Source organism: Streptomyces sparsus, from assembly GCF_054776295.1.
Map to the genome: position 1 here is coordinate 1 of NZ_BAAHCA010001157.1, position 1,346 is coordinate 1,346.

Consider the following 1,346-nt stretch of genomic DNA (forward strand, 5'->3'; position numbering starts at 1 on the left):
GGTGGGCGCGGGCGTCGGCCCTGGCGCCTTCGCGGGACCGGCGGGCGGGGCCGCGCCACCCGCAGGTACAGCGCGCGCTCACGAAGGAGCCCCGCTCGTCGGTCGTCGTGTGGTGCAGGCCGGCAGCCGGCAGGTCCTCCAGGTCGGGCACCCGACCACGGTACCGGGCGTGACGGTCCCCGCGGACCCTCGTTGAACGGGAAGGGTTCCACCAATCCCGGTACGGGGGTCGACTGCGATGAGAAGGCGGAGAGGGACGACTGCGGCCCTGCTCGCTCTCGCCCTGACGAACACCGGCCTGACCGGTTGTTCCGGCCGTGACGCGGCCGCGGGGGAAGGGCAGCCGTCCGATCCGGTGGCGGACGTGCGCCGGGTGGCGGACGTGCTGGTCCGCAACGGCAGCTCCCGGGCGCGCACCGCGATGCACATGGCCAGTGGCGGCACCGTGCTCACCATCCGGAGCGAGGGCGACTTCGACTACCGCCGCCGCATCGGTCGGCTGAAGGTGACGCTGCCGGACCGCGACCGGCGGCCGGTGACGGAGGTGATCGTGCCGGGCGCGCTCTACATGAAGAACCGCGGAGCGGGCGTGCCCGCCGACAAGTGGGTCCGGGTGGACACCACCGCGCTTTCGGACGGGAACCTCGTCACGCACGGGGTCACCGACCCGATCAGCGCCGCGGAACTGCTCCGCGGCGCCGCCGGGGTGACCTACGTGGGACGGTCGCAGATCGACGGCGAGACGGTCCACCGCTACCGGGGGACCTCGGACCTCGTGGCGGCGGCGGAGGCGGCGTCCGAGGGCTCACGGCAGCAGCTGGCGGCCGCGGCGGAGGGGTTCTCCACGAAGACCGTTCCCTTCGACGTCTTCCTCGACGGCCAGGGACGGCTGCGCAAGGTCCGGCACGCCTTCGTGTTCAGCAACGGCGCGGGCGAAGGGGTGCAGGTCAACTCGGTGACCGCGCTGCACGGGTTCGGTACGGCCGTTGACGTGGAGGCGCCGGAGCAGGGCGACATCTACACGGGAACGATCGCCGAGCCGGACGAATAGTCCGTAAGTGCCATGTGCGGGCGGCGCCCCTCTCCCTACTCTGGGGTGTCAGGGCGACGGATACGTGCGCGACGGCACGGCAAGGGGAAGTGCGAGGAGGTGGCGAGGATGCCTGCGGAACCCGCGGTGCAGGACCGGGAAGCCCTCGCCGAGATCGAGCTCTACGGCGAGCTGATCATCGCGGCGGCGGCCGAGCCGGACGACCGGCTGAGTGACGACCGGATCGACGAAGTACTGCGGGCCTCGGGCTCGGTGGCCCCGGAGCACTGACCCCGGCCGCCCCGGGGCGGCAGCG

At 72.9% G+C, this 1,346-nt stretch carries 2 protein-coding genes; both read left to right on the plus strand.

The window, feature by feature from the left end; genetic code table 11:
- Window positions 1-238: 238 nt before the first annotated feature.
- Window positions 239-1,051, plus strand: coding sequence for a LolA-like protein (locus ACYVE9_RS27100; RefSeq protein WP_461030530.1), 813 nt, complete (start codon window positions 239-241; stop codon window positions 1,049-1,051).
- 108 nt (window positions 1,052-1,159) lie between these two features.
- Entirely contained in the window at window positions 1,160-1,321 is a 162-nt protein-coding gene (locus ACYVE9_RS27105; RefSeq protein WP_461030531.1) for a hypothetical protein, read from the plus strand.
- The last annotated feature ends 25 nt before the right edge of the window (window positions 1,322-1,346 follow it).

What these genes read in the sequence shown, in the direction of transcription:
- ACYVE9_RS27100 (WP_461030530.1), top strand. Translation starts at nt 239, where the DNA reads ATGAGAAGGCGGAGAGGGACGACTGCGGCCCTGCTCGCTCTCGCCCTG.
- ACYVE9_RS27105 (WP_461030531.1), top strand. Translation starts at nt 1,160, where the DNA reads ATGCCTGCGGAACCCGCGGTGCAGGACCGGGAAGCCCTCGCCGAGATC.